This is a genomic window from Streptomyces sp. IBSNAI002, from assembly GCF_052244475.1.
Taxonomy (GTDB): Bacteria; Actinomycetota; Actinomycetes; order Streptomycetales; family Streptomycetaceae; genus Streptomyces.
In genome coordinates this window covers 2103395-2124476 of sequence record NZ_JBQPXG010000002.1, presented here as the reverse complement: position 1 = coordinate 2124476, position 21082 = coordinate 2103395, and the positions used below count along the sequence as shown (strand labels likewise).

The following is a 21082-nucleotide window of genomic DNA, read 5'->3' as shown; positions in this document are numbered from 1 at the left end:
GATCGACGAGGACGTCACCGGTCTCGAGATCGACGCCGACGTGCGTCAGGAGCTGCTGAGCCTGCCCAAGGGCCTGGCCGAGGAAGTCTCCAAGAACCTCGTCATGGTCGCCCGGCTGATCGACGAGGACCCCGAGCAGGCGTACGCGTACTCGCGCATCGCCCTGCGACTGGCCTCCCGTGTCGCCGCCGTCCGCGAGGCCGCCGGCTTCGCCGCGTACGCCACGCAGAAGTACAGCGAGGCGCTCGCGGAGTTCCGGGCCGCCAAGCGCATGACCGGTTCCGTCGAGCTGTGGCCCGTGATGGCCGACTGCGAGCGCGGCCTCGGCCGCCCCGAGCGGGCGCTGGCCATGGCCGGCGAGCCCGAGGTGCAGAAGCTGGACAAGGCCGGCCAGGTCGAGATGCGGCTGGTGGCCGCCGGTGCCCGGCGCGACCAGGGGCAGCTCGAAGCCGCCATCGTGACCCTCCAGAGCCCGGAGCTGGCGTCCAACGCCGTCCAGCCCTGGACCGCGCGCCTGCGGTACGCCTACGCCGACGCCCTGCTGGCGGCCGGTCGTGAGGACGAGGCGCGCGAGTGGTTCGCCAAGACCCTCGAGGCGGACAAGGACGGGGCCACCGACGCCTCCGACCGTCTCGCCGAGCTCGACGGCGTCGAGTTCGTCGACGCCTCGGCGGACCTCGCCGACGACCTGGTCGAGGACGAGGCGGACGACATGGACGACGAGGACGACGAACAGGACCCGGCCGAGGTCGCCGCCGCCGAGCGGGCCTCCGACGTCGCCGAGTACTACGACGAGGACGACGAGGAGTACGAGCCGCTCGAGCAGCCCGAGGCCGACTTCGACCCCACCGACGAGATCGTGGACGTCGAGGACGACGAGCGGGACGCGGGCCGCGACAAGGCGTGAGCGCCTCGAAGTGAAGTGAAGAAGGGCGGTACCCCGTTCGGGGTACCGCCCTTCCGCATGTCCGGGGTGGGTCAGTCCAGGCCGCGCAGGACCAGACCGGTGGCCGGCTTCGGGCCGAAGGAGGTGGATTTGCGGGGCATGGTGACGCCCTGGCGGGCCAGGTCGCGTACGACTTCCTCGCGTACCGGGTGCATCAGGACCGCGGTGCCCCCGTGGCGCTCGGCCATGTCCACGGTGGCCGCCGCGTCGTGGATGTAGGTGATCTGGTCGGGGGCGTCCGGGATGCCCCACAGGGCGTCGAGCAGGGTCGCGTGCAGGACCGTGGCGTCCAGCCGGCGCCAGGCCTCGGGGCGGTCGCGGCGGACCGTGCGGTCGAGGAGGGCCAGATCGGGGTCGGTGACCAGGTGGAAGCCGCCGTCGCCGGTGAGGAGGAAGGCGTTGCCGCGTTCCGCGGCGTCCGCGAGGACCTCCAGGGCCAGCGGGAGCGGTCCGTCCACGGGGCGGACATGGAAGTGGCCGTGCAGGGCGGCGAGGGCGTCGCGGACCGGGAGGCGGCGCAGCATCCGGTGGATGGCGCGGACCTGGAGCGGGTAGCGGACGGTGTCCACGAGGAGGACCAGGCCGAAGTCCCAGGGGGTCGGGGAGCCGTGTTCCTCCTGGAGGCGCAGGTACGTCGCCCAGCGGTGGTGGCCGTCGGCGATGAGGGCCTGGCGGTGGCTGAGGTCGGTGGTGACGGTGGCCAGCTCGGCCGGGTCCGTGATGGCCCAGAGGCGGTGCTGGAAGCCGTCCTCGGTGGTCGTCGACAGCAGCGGCACGCGCCGCGCCGTCCGCTCGACGACGGCCGCCGCGCCCGCGCCGGGGTCGTCGCCCTGGTAGGTGAGGAGGAGCGGCTCGAGATTGGCCGAGGTGGCCCGCATCAGACCGGCCCGGTCGGTGACCACGTCGGGCATGACGTCCTCGTGGGGCAGGACGATGCCGGCGTCGGCGGTGGACAGGGCGAGCGCGCCGATGATGCCACGCTGGAGCAGCCCGGCCCGGCGCTGTTCGTAGACGTAGAGCGCGGGTTCCGGGTCGGCGCTGAGGATGCCCTCGGCCAGCCAGTCGTGCAGGGTGCGTGCGGCCTGTTCGTTGCGCGCGGCGGGGGTGCCGGCCTGCGGGAGGATCAGCCGGACGATGTTGTGCGGGTCGGCGGATTCGAGGTGGTCGACTCCGTCGGGGCGCACGACCACGTCGTACGGCGGTGACGTGACGGCGGCGAGGCTGCCGACACGCTCCGGGACATAGCGCAGGCCGTGGAACGGGATCAGGCGCAGCCCTCGGTCCGCGGTACCAGATGTGGTCATTGGTGCATGGTAAGACCCGTCTCGGGATGCGGGATGATCGGGGGAGTTCGGATCCGGACAAGATCGGTCGTGCGAAACGTATGAGGAGCGGACAGATGACCCGGCAGAGCAGGACCAGCCCCGCGTCGAGCGAGCGGAGCCTCCACCAGGCTTACGACACGGCTCTGCTGGACCTCGACGGAGTGGTCTACGCGGGCGGGGAGGCCATCGCGTACGCGGTCGAGTCCCTCGCCGCGGCCCGGGCCGACGGGATGCACCTCGCGTACGTCACGAACAACGCGCTGCGGACTCCGGACGCCGTCGCCGAGCACCTGGGCGAGCTGGGCATCCCGACCGAGGCGGGCGAGGTCATCACTTCGGCGCAGGCGGTGGCGCGGCTGATCGCGGAGCAGGTGGCTCCGGGGTCCAAGGTGCTGGTGATCGGCGGGGAGGGGCTGCGGGTCGCGCTGCGCGAGCGCGGGCTGGTGCCGGTGGACTCGGCCGAGGAGGAGGGGCTCGCGGCGGTCGTCCAGGGGTACGGGGGCCCGGACCTGGCCTGGGGGCGGTTCGCGGAGGCCTCGTACGCGATCAACCGGGGGGTGCCGTGGTACGCCTCCAACACCGACCTGACGATTCCGGGGGCGCGGGGGATCGCGCCGGGCAACGGAGCCGCCGTGGAGGTGGTGCGGATCGCGACGGGAGCCGAGCCGCAGGTCGCGGGCAAGCCGCTGCCCCCGATGCACCGGGAGACGGTGCTGCGGACCGGGGCGGAGCGGCCGCTGGTGGTCGGGGACCGGCTGGACACCGACATCGAGGGCGCCTTCAACGGGGAGGTGGACTCGTTGCTGGTGCTGACCGGGGTGACGGACGCGGAGCAGCTGCTGCGGGCCGAGCCCAGGCACCGGCCGACGTACGTGGACCGGGATCTGCGGGGGCTGCTGACCGGGCAGCCCGAAGTGGCGGCGGACGGGGTGGGGTTCCGCTGCGGGGGGTGGACCGCGGTCGCGCGGGACGGCGTGCTGGAACTGCGCGGCGAGGACGGGGATCCGGTCGACGGGCTGCGGGCGCTGTGCGCGGCGGCGTGGACGGCGGCCGGGGACGGGGTCTGCGGGCTGGACGCGGAGAAGGCGCTGGTCCGGCTGGGGCTGTAGGCCGGTCGGGTGATCCGGGCAGGGGGCAAGGTAGGTTAGCCTAACCTGCGTGTTGGTCGAGAGTCCCGAAAGTCCCCCCGAACAGAGCGCGGCGCCGGTCGCCGCCGCACGTTCACGTCATGGCGCGCGTGCCGCAGGTCTGCTGGGCGCCCTCGTGCTGCTCGCGCTGATCGCGGTGGTGAGCATCGCCGTCGGCGCGAAGCAGATGCCCCTCGACGAGGTCTGGCACGGCCTGTTCGACTACTCGGGGACCCCCTCCGACGTGGTGGTGCGCGACCTGCGGGTGCCGCGCACCCTGCTCGGGCTGCTGGTCGGGCTCGGCCTCGGCCTGTCCGGTGCGGTCATGCAGGCCCTGACGCGCAATCCGCTGGCGGAGCCCGGCATCCTCGGCGTCAACGCCGGTGCCGCGGCCGCCGTGGTCTCCGCGATCAGCTTCCTGGGCGCGAGCTCCCTGAGCGAGTTCGTGTGGTGGGCCTTCCTCGGCGCCGCCGTCGTCTCCGTCGTCGTCTACGTACTCGGCGGCAGCCGCAGCGCGACCCCGGTGCGCCTGGCGCTCGCGGGTACGGCGGCCAGCGCGGCCCTGGTCGGCTACATCAACGCCGTGCAGCTGATGGACAGCAAGGCGCTGGACAAGCTGCGCTTCTGGACGGTCGGCTCGCTGGCCTCCGCCAACATGGACACCGTCCGCCAGGTCGCTCCGTTCCTGCTGATCGGCGCGGTGCTCGCGCTGTCGCTGGGCCGGCCGCTCAATGCGATGGCCATGGGCGACGACACCGCCCGGTCGCTCGGCGCGAACCTGACGCGGACCCGGGTCTGCGCGATGCTCGCCATCACCCTGCTGTGCGGTGCGGCCACCGCCGCCTGCGGGCCCATCGTCTTCATCGGGCTGATGATCCCGCACCTGGTGCGGGCCTTCACCGGACCCGACATGCGCTGGGTGCTCGCGTACTCGGCCGTCCTGTCGCCGGTGCTGCTGCTCGGCGCGGACGTGGTCGGCCGGGTCGTGACGCGGCCCGCCGAGCTCCAGGTCGGCATCGTCACCGCCCTCGTCGGCGGCCCCGTCTTCATCTACCTGGTTCGGCGCAAGAGGATGGCCCAGCTGTGAGCGCGACCGCCACATCACGTCCCGTGCGGCTTCCGGGAGGGATCTCGCTGCGGATCGAGCGGCGCGCCCTGGCCGTCGGCGGGCTGCTCGTCCTCGCCGCGTTCGTCATGGCCGTCCTGCTGGTCGGCACCGGCGATTTCGACATCGCGCCGTGGGACGTCGTACAGACCCTGCTGGGCAACGGCACCCCCGCCAACGCCTTCATCGTCAACGAACTGCGTCTGCCGCGGGTGCTGGTCGCCCTGCTGGTCGGCGCCGCGCTGGGGATGGCCGGAGCCGTCTTCCAGTCGGTGACCCGCAATCCGCTCGGCTCGCCGGACCTGCTCGGCTTCTCGTACGGGTCAGCGGTGGGCGCCCTCACCGTCATCATCCTGCTGAAGGGCTCCGCGACGGAGGTGGCCGTCGGTTCGCTGCTCGGTGGGCTGCTGGCCGGCGCGGGGGTCTACCTGCTGGCGTACAAGCGGGGCATCCACGGCTACCGGCTCGTCCTGGTGGGCATCGGCGCCTCCGCGATGCTGCTGGCCGCCATCCAGTACCTGATCACCAAGGCCCAGCTGGTGGAGGCCTCCCGGGCGATGGTCTGGCTGACGGGCTCGCTGGCGGGGCGGGACTGGGCGCAGGTGTGGCCGCTGCTGGTGACCTGCGCGGTGCTGTTCCCGCTGGTGCTGGGGCAGAGCCGGGCCCTGCGGATGATCGAGATGGGTGACGACGCCGCGTACGCGGTGGGGGTGCGGGTGGAGCGCACGCGGATGCTGCTGATGCTGGCCGCGATCCTGCTCACCACCGCGGCGAGCGCCGCGGCGGGGCCGATCAGCTTCGTCGCGCTGGCCGCGCCGCAGCTGGCGCGGCGGCTGACCCGCTCGCCCGGCGCCAATCTGCTGACGGCGGCCCTCATGGGCTCGTTCGTGCTGCTGCTTTCGGACTGGGCCTCGCAGCGGGCCTTCGGCGCGGACCAGCTGCCGGTGGGCGTGGTGACCGGGCTGGTCGGCGGTGTCTATCTGCTCTGGCTGCTCGTCACCGAGCGCAAGGCGGGACGTATATGAACCTCAGGAGTACCCAAGTGCAGCGGCTGACCGCGGAGAACGTGACCCTCGGCTACGACCAGCGGGTCATCGCCGAGAACCTGTCGGTGGAGATACCCGACAACTCCTTCACGGTGATCGTCGGCCCCAACGCCTGCGGCAAGTCCACCCTGCTGCGGGCCCTGTCGCGGATGCTGAAACCGTCCGCCGGGCGGGTGCTGCTCGACGGGCAGGCCATCGGGTCGATGCCGGCGAAGAAGGTGGCCAAGACGCTCGGCCTGCTCCCGCAGTCCTCGATCGCGCCCGACGGCATCACGGTGGCCGACCTGGTCTCGCGCGGGCGGTACCCGCACCAGGGGCTGCTGCGCCAGTGGTCGTCGGAGGACGAGCGGATCGTCGCGGAGTCGATGGCCGCGACCGGGGTCGCCGAGCTCGCCGACCGGGCCGTGGACGAGCTGTCGGGCGGTCAGCGGCAGCGGGTGTGGATCGCGATGTCGCTGGCGCAGCAGACCCCGCTGCTGCTGCTCGACGAGCCGACGACGTATCTGGACATCCAGCACCAGATCGACGTGCTCGACCTGTGTGCGGAGCTGCACGAGACGCAGGGGCGGACGCTGGTGGCGGTTCTGCACGACCTGAACCACGCGGCCCGTTACGCGACGCACCTGATCGCGATGCGGGACGGGGAGGTCGTGGCGGAGGGGCCGCCGGGGGTGGTGGTCACCGCGGAGTTGGTGGAGCGGGTGTTCGGGCTGCGGTGTCAGGTGATTCCCGATCCGGAGACGGGGACGCCGTTGGTGATCCCGGCCGCGCGGAAGTCCCGTGCGGGGGCCGGCGCGGTGTAGCGGGGCGGGGCCCACGCGCCTCAGGCGCCGGCCGGGCTGGAGCGTGGCTAGAGCAGGCTTTTCAGGCGGAGGAGGTCGCGGAAGCCGGCTTCCAGCCTGACGCGGCCCGAGGCCCAGGCCTTGGCGAATTTGAGCTCGCCCGCCACCAGTGCGAGCAGGTCGTCGCCGGTCATCGCGAGCCTGATCTCGGCCTTCGTCGCGGGCGGGCCCGCCGTGAGGGTGTCCACCCGGATCCGGCCGTCGTCGAGGCGGCCGGTGAAGGTCTGGTCCAGGTCCGTGATGTGGCAGCTGAGCGAGCGGTCGAGCGCGGCCGCGCCGCGCACGCCGCCGTCCGCCCCGGCCAGGTTGTCGGAGAGTCGGTCGAGTGCGTCTCGGCACTCCTGAATCGTAGCCATCGTGATCACGACCGTACCGCAGAGCCGTTGCGTGGTCGCGGGGCGCTTCGGGGTAGCGTCGGGGCATGACCGACGAAGCTGCCGAGCCCACGGCCGAGTCCGCCGCCGGGCCCGCGGCGCTGGGCATCGTACGCACGCCCACCGGGCACGACGCCGTGGACGCGCACCTGGCGCGGCTGGCGGACGCCGACCACCTCGGGGCGGACGGACACGTCGCGGTGTACGAGGATGTCCACCGGGGGCTGCGCGAGGCGCTGACCGCGCTGGACGCACCGCCCGTCCCCGGACCGCACGAAAACAGGAGCTGAACCGAACGTGGCAGGAGTGGCACGCCGCCGCCTGGACGCCGAACTGGTGCGCCGCAGCATGGCCCGCTCGCGCGAGCACGCCGCGCAGCTGATCGCCGCGGGCCGGGTGACCGTGGGCGGTACCACCGCGACCAAGGCCGCCACCCAGGTGGAGACGAGTGCGGCGCTGGTCGTCCTCAAGGACGAGAGCGATCCCGACTACGTCTCGCGGGGCGGCCACAAGCTCGCGGGCGCGCTCGCGGCCTTCCAGCCGCAGGGGCTGCGGGTCGAGGGCCGGCGGGCGCTGGACGCCGGGGCCTCCACGGGCGGGTTCACCGATGTGCTGCTGCGCGCGGGCGTCGCCCACGTGGTGGCCGTCGACGTGGGCTACGGGCAGCTCGCCTGGTCCCTGCAGAGCGACGACCGGGTCACGGTCAAGGACCGTACGAACGTCCGTGAACTCACGGTGGAGCTGATCGACGGGATTCCGGCCGACCTGGTCGTGGGTGACCTTTCCTTCATTTCGATCGGGCTGGTGCTGCCCGCGCTCGTCCGCTGCTGCGCGCCGGACGCGGACCTGGTGCTGATGGTCAAGCCGCAGTTCGAGGTGGGCAAGGACCGGCTGGGCAGCGGCGGCGTGGTGCGCAGTCCCGAGCTGCGGGCCGAGGCGGTGCGCGAGGTGGCGGCGCAGGCGGCGAAGCTGGGGCTGGGGGTCCTCGGGGTGACGGCCAGTCCGCTGCCGGGGCCTTCGGGGAACGTCGAGTACTTTCTGTGGCTGCGGGCGGGGGCACCGGCACTCGACCCGGCGGATGTTGACCGTGCAGTGGCGGAGGGGCCGCAGTGACAGATTCAGCGGGTTCTGGTTCAGGGGCGGGTTCGGGTTCGGCGACGGGGCGAACCGTCTTCCTGCTCGCGCACACCGGACGGCCGGCGGCCATCCGGAGCGCCGAGCTGGTGGTGAAGGGGCTGCTGCGCTGCGGGCTGGGCGTACGGGTCTTCGCGCACGAGGCGGCGGACCTGCCGCTGCCGCCCGAGGTGGAGCTGGTCACCGAGTCCACCCCGGGCGTGCTCGACGGCTGTGAGCTGCTCGTGGTGCTGGGCGGTGACGGGACCCTGCTGCGGGGCGCGGAGCTGGCGCGTGCCTCGGGGGTGCCGATGCTGGGCGTCAACCTGGGGCGGGTGGGGTTCCTCGCCGAGGCGGAGCGCGACGACCTGGACAAGGTCGTCGACCGGGTGGTGACGCGCGAGTACGAGGTCGAGGAGCGGATGACGCTCGATGTGACCGTGCGCACGAACGGCGACGTGGTCCACGAGGACTGGGCGCTGAACGAGGCCGCGGTGCAGAAGGTCTCGCCGGAGCGGATGCTCGAGGTGGTCCTGGAGATCGACGGGCGTCCGGTGACCGGTTTCGGCTGCGACGGGATCGTCTGCGCGACCCCGACCGGTTCGACGGCGTACGCCTTCTCGGCGGGCGGGCCGGTGGTCTGGCCGGAGGTGGAGGCGCTGCTGATGGTGCCGATCAGCGCGCACGCGCTGTTCGCGAAGCCGCTGGTGACCTCGCCGGACTCGGTGCTGGCGGTCGAGGTGCAGAACGGTACCCCGCACGGGGTGCTCTGGTGCGACGGCCGGCGGATGCTGGACCTGCCGTCCGGGGCCCGGGTGGAGGTCCGGCGGGGTGCGGTGCCGGTGCGGCTCGCCCGGCTGCACCACGCCTCGTTCACGGACCGGCTCGTCGCGAAGTTCGCGCTGCCGGTGTCGGGGTGGCGCGGGGCGCCGCACTGAGCCGGTCCCGTACGGACCGACCGTCCGCCTTAATAGCACGTTCGTTCGGAGAACTTCGAGCGGGTGAGGTCACATGGCACAGGTGAAACCTCGGTATCGTCGTCCCGTGCTTGAGGAGATGCGGATACGGTCGCTCGGGGTCATCGACGACGCGGTGGTCGAGCTGTCGCCCGGTTTCACCGCGGTGACCGGCGAGACCGGCGCGGGCAAGACGATGGTCGTCACCAGCCTCGGGCTGCTGCTCGGCGGGCGCGCCGACCCGGCCCTGGTACGGATCGGGGCCAAGGCCGCGGTCGTCGAGGGCCGCATCGTCATGCGCCCGGACGCGCCCGCCGCCGTGCGCGCCGAGGAAGCGGGGGCCGAGCTCGACGACGGCGCCCTGCTGATCAGCCGGACGGTGTCCGCCGAGGGCCGCTCGCGCGCCCACGTCGGCGGCCGCTCCGTGCCCGTCGGCCTGCTCGGCGAGCTCGCCGACGACCTGGTCGCCGTACACGGGCAGACCGACCAGCAGGGCCTGCTGCGCCCCGCCCGGCAACGGCAGGCGCTCGACCGGTACGCCGGGGACGCCGTCGCCGTCCCACTGGAGAAGTACGGCTCGGCCTACCGGCGGCTGCGCGCGGTCGCCGTCGAGCTCGAGGAGATCACCACCCGGGCCCGGGAACGCGCCCAGGAGGCCGATCTGCTGCGCTTCGGGCTGGAGGAGATCGCCGCCGTGGAGCCGGCCGCGGGCGAGGACGCCGAACTGGCGGCGGAGGCCGAGCGGCTCGGGCACGCCGAATCGCTCTCCTCGGCCGCCCAGCTGGCGCACGCCGCGCTGGCCGGCAACCCGGAGGACCCGGAGGGCATCGACGCCAACACCCTCGTCGCGGGCGCCCACCGCGCCCTGGAGTCCGTACGCTCGCACGACCCGGTCCTCGGTGCGCTCGCCGAGCGGATCGGCGAACTGGGCATCCTGCTGGCCGACGTGGCCGGGGAGCTGGCCGGCTACGCCGACGACCTGGACGCCGATCCGCTGCGGCTGGCCGCGGTGGAGGAGCGCCGGGCGGCCCTGACCCAGCTGACCCGCAAGTACGGCTCCGAAGGCACCGTGGACGCGGTGCTGGAGTGGGCCGAGCGGGGCTCCGCACGGCTGCTGGAGCTCGACGGCGACGACGAGCGGATCACCGAGCTGACCGCGGAGCGGGACGGGCTGCGCTCCGAACTGTCGGCCCTGGCACAGGGGCTGACGGACGCGCGCGTGGAGGCGGCGACCCGGTTCGCCTCGGCCGTGACGCAGGAGCTGGCCTCGCTGGCGATGCCGCACGCCCGGGTGACCATCGACGTCCGGCAGACCGAGGACCCCGAAGGGGTGGAGGTGGACGGCCGCCCGGTCGTCTACGGACCCTCGGGCGCGGACGAGGTGGAACTGCTGCTGGCCCCGCACCCCGGGGCCCAGCCGCGGCCGATCGCCAAGGGCGCGTCCGGCGGTGAGCTCTCCCGGGTGATGCTGGCCGTGGAGGTCGTCTTCGCCGGCTCCGACCCGGTGCCCACCTACCTCTTCGACGAGGTCGACGCGGGCGTCGGCGGCAAGGCGGCGGTCGAGGTGGGCCGGCGGCTGGCGAAGCTCGCCAAGTCGGCCCAGGTGGTGGTCGTCACGCACCTGCCGCAGGTGGCCGCGTTCGCCGACCGGCAGCTGCTCGTGGAGAAGACCAACGACGGATCGGTCACGCGCAGCGGTGTCACCGTCCTGGAGGGCGAGGACCGGATCCGCGAGCTGTCGCGCATGCTGGCGGGCCACGAGGACTCCGTCTCGGCGCGTGCGCACGCCGAGGAACTCCTCGCGGCGGCGCGCGCGGACGGCGGCCGGGGTTGACGCGGCACTAGCCCGTGTGGGTGAGGCTGGGGGGTGTCCGGCGGTATCTCTCACGGGATCCGCACCCGTATGGTCCCGGAACGCGCGTGCGGACTGGCATCCTGGGCGACGTCTCTGACTCCCTCACCCTGGAGCTTCGGCCCGTGAGCAGCTCCCCGGTCTCCCCGTCCGCCCCGGCACAGCCCTACGGGCGTCCGCCGCTGCGTACCGTCCAAGTGCTCGGCGGCGGTGCGGGGGCGGGCAGCAGCGCGCACGTACGCTCGCTCGCCACCGGGCTCGCCGCGCGCGGGGTACGGGTCACGGTGTGCGCGCCCGTCGAGGCGGAGGGCGAGTACGACTTCACCGGCGCCGGCGCGCAGTTCTCACCCGACGCGGTGAACGCGCTGCGGGCCGCCTGCGCCGGGGCCGACGTCGTGCACGCGCACGGGGTGCGGGCCGGGATGCGGGCCATGCTGGCCCTGCGGGGGCGGCGGGTGCCGCTGGTCGTGAGCTGGCACGGAGACGGCCCGGCCGCCGCCGGTGCGGCGGGCGCCGCGCTCGGGCGGCTGAGCCGGGTCCTGGAACGGCACGTGGCGCGGGCCGCGGCGGTCGTGCTCGGCGCCTCCTCGGACCTCGTGGACCGGGCCCGGCTGCGGGGTGCGCGGGACGCGCGGCTGGCCCCGGTGGCCGTGCCGGCGGCCGAGCCGGGCACGGAGCCCGGGAAGGTGCGGGCGGAACTGGGGGCGGTGGGAAGGCCGTTGCTGATCGCGGTCGGGAGCCTGGTGGAGCACCGCGGGTACGCCGACCTGCTCGACGCGGCCCGGGAGTGGCGGACGCTGGACCCCCTGCCCCTGCTGGTGATCGCGGGGGAGGGGCCGCTGCGGACGGAACTGGCCCGGCGGATCGTGGAAGAGGGGCTTCCGGTACGGCTGCTGGGGCGGCGCCGGGATGCCGCGCAGCTGCTCGCGGCGGCGGACCTGGCGGTGCTGCCGAGCCGCTGGGAGGAACGGGCCCTGCTGGCGCAGGAGGCACTGCGGGCGGGGGTGCCGCTGGTGGCCACGGCGGTGGGGGGAGTGCCGGAGCTGGTGGGCGCGGGCGCGGTGCTGGTCCCGCCGGGGGACGCGGCGGCCTTCGCCTCGGCCGTGACCGGGCTGCTGGCGGATGCCGGACACCGGGCCGAGCTGGTCGCCGCGGGGCGGGCGCAGGCCGCGACCTGGCCCTCCGAGGACGACACGGTCGCGCAGGTCCTGTCCGTCTACGACGAACTGATGGAACGCCGCCGGGGCTAGGGCCTGTCGTCAAACTCCCGTCTGCCCTCCGGGCGACGACGGGAGTTTGACGACAGGCCCTAGGTATGAAACTGCCGGACGTTGGTTACACATGGGTCTCCGAGTAGACGGAGGTCTGCCGTGCCCCCTTCACCTCAACAGCAGCAGGACCGTCAGGCCCAGCACCGCCTTGCGGTCCTGCGACACGCCGAAGAAGTCACGGGGAACGTCGCGCTGACCTGCCGGTACTACGGCATCAGCCGCACTTGCTTCTATAAGTGGCAGCGCCGTTACCAGGACGAAGGCCTCGACGGCCTGCGGGACCGGTCCAGCAAGCCGCACCACTGTCCTCACGCCACCGAGGCCGACGTCGTGAACAAGATCGTCTACCTGCGGCGGCACTACTACTTCGGTCCGATGAAGATCAAGATGTACCTCAAGCGGTACCACGACATCGACATCGCCTGTTCAGCCGTCTACCGCATCCTCAAGAAGCTCGGGCTGAACCGGCTGCCGGCCTCCCAGCGCTACAAACGCCACGACAAGCGCTACACCCGCTACGAGAAGCAGTTGCCCGGCAACCGCGTCCAGATCGACGTCAAATTCATCGAGCCGATCGGCCTCCCTGCGCAGGCTCCTGCGGCAGCGCCGGTGACCGGGCCCCTTCCGAAACGGCGGCGCCGGGCGAAGTACTACCAGTTCACCGCCATCGACGACTGCACCAGGCTGCGGGTGCTGCGGATCTACCCGCGGTGCGACCAGAAGACCGCCGTCCAGTTCCTCGACTACGTCCTCGAGCGCCTGCCGTTCCGCATCGAGGTCATCCAGACCGACAACGGCGCGGAGTTCCAGTCAGCCTTCCACTGGAACGTTCTCGACAAGGGCATCGCCCACACCTACATCAAACCCGCATCACCGCACCTCAACGGCAAAGTCGAACGCTCCCATCGCATCGACGCCGAGGAGTTCTACCGCATGCTCGACGGCCTCGTCATCGACGACACAGGCGTCTTCAACGACAAGCTGCGAGAGTGGGAGGACTACTACAACTACCACCGCCCCCACGGCGCCCTCGGCGGCCAGACACCCTACGAACGCCTCAAGCAGAAGACCGAGGCCCCGGTGTAATCAAGCACCAGCAGTCGCACACCTAGGCCGTCTCTTCGGACGGGCTAGGAGAGGTCCACCGGGCCGGCCGGGTCACGAGGCGGTGTGGCGGCGGGCTCGGAGGGCCAGGCTGAGGGAGAGGACCGTCTCGGGGTCGTCCAGGTCCGTGCCCAGGAGCTCCGAGATGCGGGCCAGCCGGTTGTACAGGGTCTGGCGGTTCAGGTGCAGCTCGCGGGCCGTCTCCGCCTTGCGGCCCGCGTGGGCCAGGTACGTCTCCAGCGTGGGCAGCAGCGGCGGCCGCGAGGCCGCGTCATGGGTGCGCAGCGGCCCGATCGCACGGTCCACGAACGCCGCCAGGTCGGGATGTTCGCGCAGCCTCCACAGCAGCAGGTCGATGTCGAGGCGCCGGGCGTCGTACCAGGGGCGGGCCGGCAGCCCGTGGGCCGCCGTCGCGGTCTCCGCCGCGTGCCGCAGGCCCGCCGAGGCCGCCGCCCAGCCGCCCGCGACCCCGACCACCACGGCCGGCGGGGCCGAGGCCCGGTCCAGGCCCGCGCGTTCCACGCCCGCGCGCAGCGCCGCGGCCACCCGGTCGGCCACCGCCGTACGCTCGGACTCCGCGCGCAGCGAGACCAGCAGGGGCACCCGCCCCTCCACCGGGCGGACGCCCAGCAGCACCGGGACCCCGACCGACGACAGCTCCTCCAGGACCGCGCGGGCCAGGACGGCCCAGTTGCCGGACGGGCCCAGGTCCGTCGACAGGCGCATCACGATCGGCAGCAGAGGTCCCGCGCCCGGCCGGAAGCCCAGGACGCGGGCCTGCGCGGGGGCGTCCTCGGCGCAGATGCGGCCCTCGGCGAGGTCCGTCAGGAAGTCCCCGCGGCCGCGCGCCGCCAGCTCGTCCTCCTGCCGCGCCTGCATGAGGACGACGGCCAGGACCCCCGCCGTACGCTCCGCCGCCATCCGGTGCACCGGCAGCAGCGGCGCCGAGACGCCGACCAGCACCACCCGGGCCCGGACCGAGCCCGTGCCGTGGCCGCCGCCGGGTACGTCGATCACCACCGTGTTCGCCGACGGTTCGGCCTCGCGCTGGCCCCGCAGGCCCTCCCACACCTGGAGCGGGTCGGCGCCCGCGTCACCGCCCGAGCTGTCGGCCGCGTACAGCAGCTGCCCGTCGGGCGTCTCCAGGAAGACCGGGTTGCCCGTGAAGTCGGCCACGATCCGCAGTACCTGGGGGATGCCACCGCCGCCCAGGAGGGCCTCCGTACATCGCCGGTGGACCTCCTCGGCCCGTTGGAGCAGCGCGTAGTGGTGGTTGACGATCTCGGTGTGGACTTCTTCGGTGACGGTGACGAAGGGGACCTCGCGGTGGAGCTGGACGAGCGGGAGGCCCGCCGCGCGGGCCGTCTCCACGAGGGTCGCGGGGAGCCGGGTGAACCGCGGGCCCAGCTCGACCACCAGCGCGGCGATCCCCCGGTCCGCGAGGCGGCGTACGAAGGCACGCTGCTCGGCGGGCCGGGTGCCGAGGCCCAGCCCCGTGGTCAGCAGCAGCTCGCCGCCCTTGAGCAGCGAGGCGATGTTCGGGACCTCGCCCGCGTGCACCCAGCGGACGGTCCGGCCCAGCCGGTCGGCGCAGGCCACCACCTCCGGGAGCCCGCTGCGCAGCCCCGGAAGTTCCAGTGCCCGCTGAACCGTGATTCCGCCTTGATCGTCCATATCGCGGGACGGTACCGGCCGTCCTGTTCCGATCGCATCACCCGTGGGTCACGAATGCGTCAGGCGGGCCGGATGTTGTGGTTGAAGCGGAAGACGTTGTCGGGGTCGTACTCCCGTTTGACCTGCCCCAGCCGCCGCATGTTGTCCGCTCCGAGCCCCGAGACGACCCGGTCCGAGCCCTCGTCGCCGAGGAAGTTCAGGTACACGGCGCCCGTGCTCCACGGCTGGACGTCCGCGCGGACGTCCTTGACCCACTGGCGGCACCGCTCGTCGTCGGCCGTGTCCTCCCAGATCCCGAACGGGTGCACCGCCCAGGGCGAGTCCCGGTACGGCACCGGGTAGTCGGCCGGGCCCGAGGCGATCGCGCCGCCCTGCGGGAACAGGATGTGCTGCGTGCCGGTCGGCACCGGCATCGAGCCGGCCCGCGCGCAGAACACGTCGACGAAAGCGTCCGGAGCCCCGGTCAGGTACTCCGCCGACCAGTAGTTCCGCAGCCCCGGCGGGTCGTCGATCATGCACTGCAGATCGGCGTACGGGATCGCGGTGACCATCGCCGCCTCGTGCGGCAGCGCCAGCAGCGGGCCGGCCAGCTCGCGCAACCGGTCCTCCGGGCCCGCGTACGTGACCAGCGCCGCGCAGATCAGCCTTCCGGCCAGATGGGGCGGTACGAACTCGTCGTCGGGCGGGCCGGTGAGGTAGATCACGCCCCCGCCCGCCTCCACCGGGCCGCCCTCGATGAGGTCCCGGTAGGTCCGCACCACCTCGGGTCCGTTCTCCGGCAGGTAGAGCAGGAACGCGATCGACATGGCGGGCAGTTCGTGCAGCCGCAGGGTGAGCGCGGTGGCCACGCCGAAGTTCCCCCCGCCGCCGTGCAGGGCCCAGAACAGCTCCGGGTGCTCCTCGGCGGTGGTCTCCACGACCGTGCCGTCGGCCGTCACCAGTTCCACGCCCAGCAGGTTGTCCACGGCCAGCCCGCAGGTGCGGTCCAGCCAGCCGCTGCCGCCGCCCAGGACGAAGCCGCCCACGCCGGTGGTGGAGGCCCGGCCGCCGGTGGTGGCCAGCCCGTAGGGGGCACAGGCCCGGTCCAGGTGGCTCATGGTCGCCCCGCCCTCGACCCGAACGGCGCGGGCTCCCGGGTGGACGGTGACCCCGTGCATCCGCCGCAGGTCCACCACCAGGGCGCCGTCGCCGAGGGCGGAGCCGGAGACGCTGTGGCCGCCGCCGCGGACCGCGATCTTCAGGTCCAGATCGCGGGCGAACCGTACCGCGGTCACCACGTCGGCCGGGCTCGCGCACTGGGCGATGACGGCGGGCCTGCGGTCGATCATCGAGTTGAAGACGGTCCGGGCCTCGTCGTAGCCCGGGTCGTCCGGGGCGAAGACGTCGCCGGCCAGATCCTCGCGGAGCGCGGCGAGCGCCGTGCCCGCCTTCGACAGGGGCGCCATGGCCTCCCCCTTCCGAGAAGGGCATAGGACCCTTCCAGGGTAGGCGGAGGCGATCACCGGGGCGCGGGGGGAGGACGCACGTCCTCGGCGCAGCCTCCTCCCGTACGCCCCCGCCCGCGGCTATCCCCCGTAGGCCCCGCTCGCGGTCAGCCGCAGCGCCGTGTCGATCAGCGGAACGTGGCTGAAGGCCTGCGGGAAGTTCCCGACCTGGCGCTGGAGCCGCGGATCCCACTCCTCCGCCAGCAGCCCGAGGTCGTTGCGCAGGGACAGCAGCCTCTCGAACAGCCGGCGGGCCTCGTCCACCCGCCCGATCATCGCCAGGTCGTCGGCCATCCAGAACGAGCACGCGAGGAAGGCCCCCTCGTCGCCCTCCAGGCCGTCCACACCGGCCTCCTCGCCCGCCGTCGGGTAGCGCAGGATGAAGCCGTCGGGCGTGGACAGCTCGCGCTGGATCGCCTCGATGGTGCCGATGACCCGCTTGTCGTCCGGCGGCAGGAAGCCCATCTGCGGGATCAGCAGCAGGGAGGCGTCCAGCTCCTTCGACCCGTACGACTGGGTGAAGGTGTTGCGCTCCTTGTCGTAGCCCTTCTCGCACACGTCCTGGTGGATCTCGTCGCGCAGCTCGCGCCAGCGCTCCAGCGGCCCGTCCGCGTCCCCGCTCTCGATCAGCTTGATCGTGCGGTCCACGGCCACCCAGGCCATCACCTTCGAGTGCACGAAGTGCCGGCGCGGGCCGCGCACCTCCCAGATGCCCTCGTCGGGCTGGTCCCAGTGGGTCTCCAGGTAGCGGATCAGCTTGAGCTGGAGCAGCGAGGCGTAGTCGCTGCGGGCGAGGCCGGTCATGTGGCCCAGGTGCAGGGCCTCGGTGACCTCGCCGTAGACGTCGAGCTGGAGCTGGCCCGCCGCGCCGTTGCCCACGCGGACCGGGCGGGAGTTCTCGTAGCCCGGCAGCCAGTCCAGCTCGGTCTCGCCGAGCTCCCGCTCGCCGGCGATCCCGTACATGATCTGGAGGTTCTCCGGGTCGCCGGCCACCGCGCGCAGCAGCCACTCGCGCCAGGCGCGGGCCTCCTCGCGGTAGCCGGTGCGCAGCAGCGAGGACAGGGTGATGGCGGCGTCGCGCAGCCAGGTGTAGCGGTAGTCCCAGTTGCGGACCCCGCCGATCTCCTCCGGCAGGGAGGTGGTCGGCGCGGCGACGATCCCGCCGGTGGGGCCGTACGTGAGGGCCTTGAGGGTGATCAGGGAGCGGACCACCGCCTCCCGGTAGGGCCCGTGGTAGGTGCACTGCTCCACCCACTCGCGCCAGAACTCGGTGGTGGAGTCGAGGGCCGCCTCGGCGTCGGGGGCCTCCGGCGCGCCGCGGTGCGAGGGCTGCCAGCTGATGCTGAACGCCATCCGGTCGCCGGGGCCGACGGTGAAGTCGGAGTACGTCGTCAGGTCCTTGCCGTACGTCTGCGCCTCGGTGTCCAGCCAGACGGAGTCGGGTCCGGCGACGGCGACCGTGCGCCCGTCGACCTTGTGCACCCAGGGCACGACCCGCCCGTAGCTGAAGCGCATGCGCAGCGCGGAGCGCATCTTGACGCGTCCGCTGACGCCCTCGACGATCCGGATCAGCTGGGGCGCGTGGCCCTCGCGGGGCGGCATGAAGTCGATCACGCGGACGGTTCCGCGCGGGGTGTCCCACTCCGACTCCAGGACCAGCGAGTCACCGCGGTAGCGGCGCCGGGTGGCCCTCGGCGGTTCGTTGTCGGGAGGGAAGGCGGGCCCGATCCGCCAGAATCCGTGATCCTCGGTGCCGAGAATGCTCGCGAACACGGCATGGGAGTCGAAACGTGGCAGACACAACCAGTCCACTGCCCCGTCCCGGCAGACCAACGCGGCGGTCTGCATGTCCCCGATCAGTGCGTAATCCTCGATGCGCCCGGACACGTTGCATCTCCAGTCGAACGGCCACGTCCGCCCCGAAGGGCGCTTGCATTGCGCGGTTGCGCGGTCTCCTGTGGGTGGGGATCTCCGCGTCGAGCCCATGATTCCGTATATCGGCTCGGTGAGGCCGTGCGACGGACTGCTCGGCGGTGATGTGTGCGGTATCCGAGCAGGATATGACGGCACCCTAGTGATCTCCTTAAGCCGCGGAAGAATGCGACTGGGCCAAACGGGTGACCTGCCGGGACGTCGCCGCCCCGCCCCTCCCGCGCTTGCGTACGGGACCCCCGCGCCGCGTGCCCGGAGGCGGACGGGTCCGGGCGCTGATAGGCTGGTACCCCGTGGACCGGTGGTCTGCCTGTGCGAATCAGGAGCCCCGAAACCGCAGCTTCGGCGCCCCCTGAGAGCCTCCGGTTCGATGGTGGCCGGCGCCGGAAGCACCGCACCTCACTTCGCGACCACGGGAGCCCCCTCTTGGCGAGCACAGCCATGACGACCAAGCACATCTTCGTCACCGGGGGTGTCGCCTCCTCCCTCGGCAAGGGCCTGACGGCCTCCAGCCTGGGTGCGCTGCTGAAGGCGCGCGGTCTCCGGGTCACGATGCAGAAGCTCGACCCGTACCTCAACGTCGACCCCGGCACGATGAACCCGTTCCAGCACGGTGAGGTGTTCGTCACCAACGACGGCGCCGAGACCGACCTCGACATCGGCCACTACGAGCGCTTCCTCGACGTCGACCTCGACGGCTCGGCCAACGTCACCACCGGCCAGGTCTACTCGCAGGTCATCGCCAAGGAGCGGCGCGGCGAGTACCTCGGTGACACCGTGCAGGTCATCCCGCACATCACCAACGAGATCAAGCACCGCATCCGCCGCATGGCGACCGAGGACGTCGACGTCGTCATCACCGAGGTCGGCGGCACGGTCGGCGACATCGAGTCGCTGCCCTTCCTGGAGACCGTCCGCCAGGTCCGCCACGAGGTCGGCCGCGACAACGTCTTCGTCGTGCACATCTCGCTGCTGCCCTACATCGGCCCCTCCGGCGAGCTCAAGACCAAGCCCACCCAGCACTCGGTCGCGGCCCTGCGCAACATCGGCATCCAGCCCGACGCGATCGTGCTGCGCGCCGACCGCGACGTGCCGACGTCCATCAAGCGCAAGATCTCGCTGATGTGCGACGTCGACGAGGCCGCGGTGGTCGCCGCGATCGACGCCAAGTCGATCTACGACATCCCGAAGGTGCTGCACACCGAGGGCCTGGACGCGTACGTCGTGCGCAAGCTCGACCTGCCGTTCCGCGACGTGGACTGGACCGTCTGGGAGGACCTGCTGGACCGGGTCCACAACCCCGACCACGAGGTCAAGGTCGCGCTCGTCGGCAAGTACATCGACCTGCCCGACGCCTACCTGTCGGTGACCGAGGCGCTGCGCGCCGGCGGTTTCGCCAACAAGGCCCGCGTCCAGATCAAGTGGGTCACCTCCGACGACTGCAAGACCCCGGCCGGCGCCGCCGCGGTGCTCGGCGACGTGGACGCGATCTGCGTGCCCGGCGGCTTCGGCGACCGCGGCGTCAACGGCAAGGTCGGCGCGATCACCTACGCCCGCGAGAACAGGATCCCGCTGCTCGGCCTGTGCCTGGGCCTGCAGTGCGTGGTCATCGAGGCCGCGCGCAACCTCGCGGGCATCGAGGACGCCAACTCCACCGAGTTCGACGCCTCCACCCCGCACCCGGTCATCTCGACCATGGAGGAGCAGCTGGCCTTCGTCGAGGGCGCGGGCGACCTGGGCGGCACCATGCGCCTGGGCATGTACCCGGCGAAGCTCGCCGAGGGCTCCATCGTCCGCGAGGTCTACGGCGACCAGGCGTACGTGGACGAGCGCCACCGCCACCGCTACGAGGTCAACAACGCCTACCGCGGCGAGCTGGAGAAGAAGGCGGGCATCGTCTTCTCCGGCACCTCCCCGGACAACAAGCTCGTCGAGTACGTCGAGTACCCGCGCGAGGTGCACCCCTACCTGGTGGCCACCCAGGCCCACCCGGAGCTGCGCTCGCGCCCGACGCGCCCGCACCCGCTGTTCGCCGGTCTGGTCAAGGCGGCCGTGGAGCGGCAGCAGTCCGCGAAGTGATCGCCTGACGGCATAACGTAGACAGCCGGGGTACGGATCTGCCGTACCCCGGCTGTCGCGCGTTGTGGAGGGTCGGGGCATGAACGTCAAGGACACGTGGGAATCCTGGGAGACACGGTCGAGCCGGCGGCCGTTCCAGGGCGCCAAGACGGCGGTGAACTCCGACGAGGTCCGGATGCCGGACGGATCGACGGCCCGCCGCGACTACCAGGTGCACCCGGGCTCGGTGTGCGTGCTGGCCCTGGACGAGGCCGGCCGGGTGCTGGTCCTCAGCCAGTACCGGCACCCGGTGCGGCGCCGGCTGTGGGAGCTGCCGGCCGGGCTGCTCGACGTACCGGGGGAGAACCCGCTGCTCGGCGCCCAGCGCGAGCTGTACGAGGAGGCGCACGTCAAGGCCGAGGACTGGCGGGTGCTGGCCGACTTCTACGCCTCGCCGGGCGGGTCGGACGAGGCGGTCCGCGTCTTCCTCGCGCAGGGAGTCTCCGACGCCGACGGCGAGCGGTACGCCGAGACCGGGTCGGAGGAGGCGGACATGGAGCTGGCGTGGGTGCCGCTGGCCGACCTGGTACGGGGCGTCCTGGCGGGCGAACTGGGCAACGCGGCCCTGGTGACCGGGGTACTCGCCCTGTCCGCCGCGCTGGCCGGCGAGGGCCTCGACGCGCTGCGCCCGGCCACGGCCCCCTGGCTGGCCCGCCCGTACGACGCGTAGCCGCCGCGCCCGCGTCCCGGCGCGCCCGCGTCCCGGCGCGCCCGCGTCCTGGCGGGGCCGGCCGGCCCCGCCAGGACGCAGCGCGGGGCCCCGCGGACCGAAAAGCGGACCATCCGCTGATCCGATCAGGGGATATGCCCGCC

18 protein-coding genes are annotated in these 21082 nt (G+C 72.7%); 13 read left to right on the top strand and 5 right to left on the bottom strand.

Annotation, left to right across the window (positions count from 1 at the left end; translation table 11 throughout):
* The first annotated feature begins 40 nt into the window (after window positions 1-40).
* Window positions 41-907: a hypothetical protein gene (locus ACTVZO_RS10335; protein ID WP_443303110.1), complete on the top strand. Its 867-nt coding sequence runs from the start codon at window positions 41-43 to the stop codon at window positions 905-907.
* 71 nt (window positions 908-978) lie between these two features.
* Here ACTVZO_RS10335 and ACTVZO_RS10330 read toward each other — a convergent pair whose 3' ends face one another.
* Window positions 979-2250, bottom strand: a complete 1272-nt coding sequence (locus tag ACTVZO_RS10330; protein ID WP_443298095.1) for a DUF1015 family protein — start codon at window positions 2248-2250, stop codon at window positions 979-981.
* Between the two features lie 95 nt (window positions 2251-2345).
* On the opposite strand from ACTVZO_RS10330, the gene ACTVZO_RS10325 reads away from it, so the two are divergent.
* From ACTVZO_RS10325 to ACTVZO_RS10310, 4 genes are read left to right on the top strand one after another with little or no spacing between them, the layout of a single operon-like run.
* Window positions 2346-3380, top strand: a complete 1035-nt coding sequence (locus ACTVZO_RS10325) for an HAD-IIA family hydrolase (RefSeq protein ID WP_443298094.1) — start codon at window positions 2346-2348, stop codon at window positions 3378-3380.
* Window positions 3381-3429: 49 nt separating this feature from the next.
* The gene (locus ACTVZO_RS10320; protein ID WP_443298093.1) at window positions 3430-4485 is read left to right on the top strand and encodes a FecCD family ABC transporter permease; all 1056 of its coding nucleotides are present in this window, start codon (window positions 3430-3432) and stop codon (window positions 4483-4485) included.
* Window positions 4482-5528: a FecCD family ABC transporter permease gene (locus ACTVZO_RS10315; protein ID WP_443298092.1), complete on the top strand. Its 1047-nt coding sequence runs from the start codon at window positions 4482-4484 to the stop codon at window positions 5526-5528. Before ACTVZO_RS10320 ends, ACTVZO_RS10315 begins: the two co-directional genes overlap by 4 nt.
* Window positions 5525-6352: an ABC transporter ATP-binding protein gene (locus ACTVZO_RS10310; protein WP_443298091.1), complete on the top strand. Its 828-nt coding sequence runs from the start codon at window positions 5525-5527 to the stop codon at window positions 6350-6352. Before ACTVZO_RS10315 ends, ACTVZO_RS10310 begins: the two co-directional genes overlap by 4 nt.
* Before the next feature lie 47 nt (window positions 6353-6399).
* Here ACTVZO_RS10310 and ACTVZO_RS10305 read toward each other — a convergent pair whose 3' ends face one another.
* Window positions 6400-6747 (bottom strand): SCP2 sterol-binding domain-containing protein, encoded by a 348-nt coding sequence (locus tag ACTVZO_RS10305; RefSeq protein ID WP_443298090.1) that lies wholly within the window; start codon window positions 6745-6747, stop codon window positions 6400-6402.
* Window positions 6748-6812: 65 nt separating this feature from the next.
* Here ACTVZO_RS10305 and ACTVZO_RS10300 point away from each other — a divergent pair, with 65 nt between their 5' ends.
* From ACTVZO_RS10300 to ACTVZO_RS10275, 6 genes are all read left to right on the top strand, one after another.
* Window positions 6813-7055, top strand: a complete 243-nt coding sequence (locus tag ACTVZO_RS10300; protein ID WP_443298089.1) for a hypothetical protein — start codon at window positions 6813-6815, stop codon at window positions 7053-7055.
* A gap of 7 nt (window positions 7056-7062) precedes the next feature.
* Entirely contained in the window at window positions 7063-7878 is an 816-nt protein-coding gene (locus ACTVZO_RS10295) for a TlyA family RNA methyltransferase (protein ID WP_443298088.1), read from the top strand.
* Window positions 7875-8816 carry an NAD kinase gene (locus ACTVZO_RS10290; RefSeq protein WP_443298087.1) on the top strand — a complete coding sequence of 314 codons (942 nt, stop codon included), beginning with the start codon at window positions 7875-7877 and terminating at the stop codon, window positions 8814-8816. Before ACTVZO_RS10295 ends, ACTVZO_RS10290 begins: the two co-directional genes overlap by 4 nt.
* 118 nt (window positions 8817-8934) lie before the next feature.
* Window positions 8935-10668 (top strand): DNA repair protein RecN, encoded by a 1734-nt coding sequence (gene recN, locus ACTVZO_RS10285; RefSeq protein WP_443303109.1) that lies wholly within the window; start codon window positions 8935-8937, stop codon window positions 10666-10668.
* Window positions 10669-10811: 143 nt separating this feature from the next.
* Window positions 10812-11936, top strand: coding sequence for a glycosyltransferase family 4 protein (locus ACTVZO_RS10280; protein ID WP_443298086.1), 1125 nt, complete (start codon window positions 10812-10814; stop codon window positions 11934-11936).
* A gap of 120 nt (window positions 11937-12056) precedes the next feature.
* Window positions 12057-13043, top strand: coding sequence for an IS481 family transposase (locus ACTVZO_RS10275; RefSeq protein ID WP_443298085.1), 987 nt, complete (start codon window positions 12057-12059; stop codon window positions 13041-13043).
* Window positions 13044-13115: 72 nt separating this feature from the next.
* Here the strand turns inward: ACTVZO_RS10275 and ACTVZO_RS10270 are convergent, their stop codons facing one another.
* The 3 genes from ACTVZO_RS10270 to ACTVZO_RS10260 all read right to left on the bottom strand — a co-directional run bounded on the left by ACTVZO_RS10270 (window position 13116) and on the right by ACTVZO_RS10260 (window position 18067).
* Window positions 13116-14735, bottom strand: coding sequence for a PucR family transcriptional regulator (locus ACTVZO_RS10270; RefSeq protein WP_443298084.1), 1620 nt, complete (start codon window positions 14733-14735; stop codon window positions 13116-13118).
* Window positions 14736-14794: 59 nt separating this feature from the next.
* Window positions 14795-16180 carry an FAD-binding protein gene (locus ACTVZO_RS10265; protein ID WP_443298083.1) on the bottom strand — a complete coding sequence of 462 codons (1386 nt, stop codon included), beginning with the start codon at window positions 16178-16180 and terminating at the stop codon, window positions 14795-14797.
* A 120-nt stretch (window positions 16181-16300) separates the two neighbouring features.
* Window positions 16301-18067: a glycoside hydrolase family 15 protein gene (locus ACTVZO_RS10260; protein WP_443303108.1), complete on the bottom strand. Its 1767-nt coding sequence runs from the start codon at window positions 18065-18067 to the stop codon at window positions 16301-16303.
* 525 nt (window positions 18068-18592) lie between these two features.
* Here ACTVZO_RS10260 and ACTVZO_RS10255 point away from each other — a divergent pair.
* Window positions 18593-20230 carry a CTP synthase gene (locus ACTVZO_RS10255; RefSeq protein ID WP_443303107.1) on the top strand — a complete coding sequence of 546 codons (1638 nt, stop codon included), beginning with the start codon at window positions 18593-18595 and terminating at the stop codon, window positions 20228-20230.
* A 79-nt stretch (window positions 20231-20309) separates the two neighbouring features.
* Window positions 20310-20939, top strand: coding sequence for an NUDIX domain-containing protein (locus ACTVZO_RS10250; RefSeq protein WP_443298082.1), 630 nt, complete (start codon window positions 20310-20312; stop codon window positions 20937-20939).
* Window positions 20940-21082 lie beyond the last annotated feature (143 nt).